This window comes from Pseudomonadota bacterium (assembly GCA_010028905.1).
Taxonomy (GTDB): domain Bacteria; phylum Vulcanimicrobiota; class Xenobia; order RGZZ01; family RGZZ01; genus RGZZ01.
In genome coordinates this window covers 1-3,848 of sequence record RGZZ01000475.1, presented here as the reverse complement: position 1 = coordinate 3,848, position 3,848 = coordinate 1, and the positions used below count along the sequence as shown (strand labels likewise).

The following is a 3,848-nucleotide window of genomic DNA, read 5'->3' as shown; positions in this document are numbered from 1 at the left end:
AGCAGCAGCAGCAGCAGCAGCGTCAGGCCACGTCGCAGACGCGAGCGCCTCCCCTCGAGACGGCCTCGATTCACGTAGAGGCGGCGCCAGCCATGCGCCGATCGACCGCGGCGGCGATGAGGGCCAGCTGGGCCATGAGGTGGGTGAACTGTTTCGGGAGCAGCGACTGGGCGCCATCGCACAGCGCCCGCTCGGGCTGGTTGTGAACCTCGATGAGCAGGCCGTCGGCCCCCGCGGCAACCGCCGCGCGGGCCATGGGCGCGACCTTGTCGCGCCGCCCGGTTCCGTGAGAGGGGTCGGCGATGACGGGCAGGTGCGACAGCTTCTTGATGACGGGAATGGCCGAGATGTCGAGGGTGTTGCGCGTGTACGTCTCAAAGGTTCGGATTCCGCGCTCGCAGATGATGACCTGATGATTGCCCCCCGCCATGAGGTATTCAGCCGAGAGCAGCGTCTCCTCGATGGTGGCGGCCGGACCGCGCTTGAGCAGCACGGGCTTGTCGATGCGCGACAGGTCCTTCAGCAGGTTGAAGTTCTGCATGTTGCGCGCCCCAACCTGGAGGATGTCGACGTAGCGCAGGAACATGGGAATCTGGCTCGACTCCATCACCTCGGAGACCACGAGCATGCCGTGACGATCGGCCGCCTCACGGATGTATCGAAGGCCCTGCTCACCCAGCCCCTGGAAGCTGTAGGGAGACGTGCGCGGCTTGAACGCGCCACCGCGCAGCACCCGAACCCCATGCGCGGAAACGGCCTCGGCCACGGCCTCGACCTGCTCCTGGGTCTCGATGGTGCAAGGCCCGGCCATCATCACCACGTCGGTCGCGCCGATGACCACGTCCTTGATGCGTATCACCGTGCCCTCTGGCTTGAAGGCGCGAGAGGCCAGCTTGTACGAGGCGCTGACCTTGATGACCTCGTGGACGCCCTCGAACAGCTCGAGGTCGCGGGGATCGAGTCCGCCCGAGCCCACCGCGCCGAGTATGGTATAACGCTCTCCCTGGGAGCGGTGGATGTCATAGCCGCTCGTCTTGAGCCGCTCGGTCACCGACGCGACCTGCGCCTCGGTGGCGTTTTCTTCCATGACGACAATCATGCGTGCACTCCTCGCGATGCGCCGCTCCCCCTGCGGCAGGCCCGACAGCAACTTCGCCTTCCGCACCGACTGCCCTCCCAGGGTTCGCCCCCTCGCCCCTCGTCGCCAGCGCTCGCCCTGGAAGGGGATCGGAGATCGGCGCCTGAATCGCGCGAGCCATGCGACGACTCGTCTTGTTCCACCGCTGGCTCGGACTGCTCACCGCGCTCCTCATCCTGGCGCCCGCGATCACCGCCATCGCCATCAACCATCGCGCGCGGCTCTTCCCGTCGCGCGAAGCCGTCGGCAGCGGTCCCTTCGACCAGTACGTGCTGTGCACGACCGTCGACCCGCGGCGGCCTTCCACCCTCTGGGTCGGCACCTCCGATGGGCTCTTCCGATCTCCTGACGGAGGGCGCAGCTTCACGCGCGTGACCCTGCCCGTGCCCGCAAAGCAGGTGAACAGCGTGTGCTGCGACGGGCGCGGCCAGATCTACGCGGCGCTCCGCAACGGGGGGATCTTCGTCTCGTCCGACGATGGGAGCGCGTGGCGCGCGGTGCAGACCCCCACGAACGAGGAGATCTGGGCCGCGTCCCTCGATCCGGTTGGGCACCTCGTCGCCATCACATCGGCCGGCGTTCGCACCCTGTCGCCTTCGAATCCCCCTCTTGTGGCTCGGCCGCCCGCGCAAGACACCTCTGGAAACCGTTGGCTGCAGCTGGCCTACGATCTGCACGATGGACAGCTCTGGGGAGACTGGGGGGTCTATATCACTGACGCCGCCGCCATCGCCCTCATCGCCCTTGTGATCAGTGGCACGATGATGTTCGCGCGCCTGCGCCGGGGGGAGCGACGACGCGAGGTGTGAGCGATGAGACCGTCACCGGGCGGCACGAGGATCGCAGCGGGACCTGGAGGAAGATCACCGCGATGACGACGCGCGCGCCTCGCAGCACCCTCGCCGTGCTCTCCACGGCGCTGCTCCCGCCGTGGCCCGATCTCCCCGCACCGCTGCGCGCCGAGATCGAGGCCGAGGTGAACGTCTATGTCGCCCGTCAGGTCGAGCGCATGCCGACCTTCCTGCGCATCCCGTACATCGCGGTGCTCGGCGTGTTCGGCGTCAGCGCCATCCTGCGATACGGCCGCCCGTTCACACGTCTCGCACCCGCGCAGCGCGACGCCTGGATCCGGCTCTGGGCCCAGAGCCCCCTCGTGCCCATGCGCGACTTCGTGCGCATGGTGCGAAGCTGCGCGCTGCTGGCCTGGTTCGATCACCCCCTGGTGAGCCAGGCCCTCGCCACCACAGCCAGGAGCCAGCCCCGATGACCCGCACCATACAGGCCGAGGTAGTGGTCATCGGCTCGGGCGCAGGCGGAGCCACCACCGCGGCCACGCTCGCCATGGCGGGGCGCGATGTGCTCATCGTCGAGGAAGGGCCGGAAGTTCCGCGTGGAACCGTGCCTCACGCGCCCGCGTCCGTGCAGAACCTCTACCGCAACGGCGGGCTGTCTCCCGTGCTGGGAACCCCCAACGTCGCCTTCGTGGAGGGGTGCTGCGTGGGGGGGAGCACCGAGGTGAACGCGGGCTTCTGGCATCGACCGCCACGCGAGGTGGTTGACGCCTGGGTGCGAGACCGCAAGATTCGTTCACTCGACGGCGCAAACCTCGAACGTCTTGTCGAGGAGTGCGAGCGCCTCATCGGCATCGGCGAGGGTCCGCCGCGAGAGGCGCCGGACGCCGCCAGCGAGGCGTTGCTGCGCGGCGCCCGAGCCCTGGGATGGTCGTGTGACGAGATCCCGCGGGCGATCTGGGCGACGAACGTGGAAGGCGAATCGGCGCCAGGGGCCCGCCGCTCGATGTCGCAGACCCTGCTCCCGCTCGCGCAGAAGCACGGCGCCCGCCTGATGGCACGCTGCCAGGTGACCCGTCTCGTGCGACGCGGGCAGCGCATCACCGAAGCCGAGGCGATGCTGACCACAGACGGCGCAACCCAGCCGGTGCGGATCATCGCCGAACGGTTCTACATCTGTGGCGGCGCGCTCCAGACCCCCACGCTGCTCTGGCGCAGCGGAATCCGGCGCAACGTGGGCAACAGCTTGCAGTTGCACCTGATGCTCAAGATCGTGGCCGCCTTCGACACCCCCCTGGAACCCCACACCGCGGTGGTCCCGGTCTACCAGATCAAGCACCATGGTCCGGACGAGACCCTGGGAGGCTCGGTGTGCACGCCGGGCTTTCTCTCGATCACGCTGGGAGACGACTGGGGCGAGAATCGCGACGCCCTGCTCGACTGGCCGAAGATGGCGCTCTACTACACGCTCTGCCGGGCATCGCGTCGGGCTGTCGTGCGACCGTTCCCCTTCACGGGCGAGGCCTTCGCCCGCCACACACTCGACATGAGCGACCGCGTGAACCTCACGACCGGCTTCCTCCATCTGTGCGAGCTCGCCTTTGCCGCGGGCGCGCGACGCCTCTACCCGGGGCTTCGCGGGTGGGCGCCCTTCGACGGCGTTGACGACTGCCGCAAGCGCCTCTCGACGCCCATCCCGGCCCGTGACATGAGCCTCAGCAGCGTGCACGCCTTCAGCTCGTGCCCCATGGGCGAAGACGAGCTCGCCGCCGTCGACTCGTTCGGACACGTGCACGGCCTCGACAACCTCTGCGTCGCCGACGCCAGCATCCTCCCCTCCTCCCCCGCGGTGAACCCGCAGGCCACCATCATGGCGCTCGCCCTGCGCAATGCTCGCCACCACATCGAGAGGAGTGCCT

At 68.6% G+C, this 3,848-nt stretch carries 4 protein-coding genes; 3 read left to right on the top strand and 1 reads right to left on the bottom strand.

Features of this window, described 5'->3' with window-relative positions; genetic code table 11:
• Positions 1 to 70 precede the first annotated feature (70 nt).
• On the bottom strand, positions 71 to 1,099 hold the full coding sequence (aroF, locus tag EB084_21405; protein ID NDD30822.1) for a 3-deoxy-7-phosphoheptulonate synthase: 1,029 nt from the start codon (positions 1,097 to 1,099) through the stop codon (positions 71 to 73).
• Positions 1,100 to 1,257: 158 nt separating this feature from the next.
• On the opposite strand from aroF, the gene EB084_21400 reads away from it, so the two are divergent.
• The 3 genes from EB084_21400 to EB084_21390 all read left to right on the top strand — a co-directional run.
• The gene (locus EB084_21400) at positions 1,258 to 1,947 is read left to right on the top strand and encodes a hypothetical protein (GenBank protein NDD30821.1); all 690 of its coding nucleotides are present in this window, start codon (positions 1,258 to 1,260) and stop codon (positions 1,945 to 1,947) included.
• Entirely contained in the window at positions 1,944 to 2,405 is a 462-nt protein-coding gene (locus EB084_21395; GenBank protein NDD30820.1) for a hypothetical protein, read from the top strand. Before EB084_21400 ends, EB084_21395 begins: the two co-directional genes overlap by 4 nt.
• Positions 2,402 to 3,848: GMC family oxidoreductase (locus tag EB084_21390; protein ID NDD30819.1), on the top strand; the 1,447-nt coding region annotated here is incomplete at its 3' end. The genes EB084_21395 and EB084_21390, both read left to right, overlap by 4 nt.

What these genes read in the sequence shown, in the direction of transcription:
- EB084_21400 (NDD30821.1), top strand. Translation starts at nt 1,258, where the DNA reads ATGCGACGACTCGTCTTGTTCCACCGCTGGCTCGGACTGCTCACCGCG.
- aroF (NDD30822.1), bottom strand. Translation starts at nt 1,099, where the DNA reads ATGATTGTCGTCATGGAAGAAAACGCCACCGAGGCGCAGGTCGCGTCG.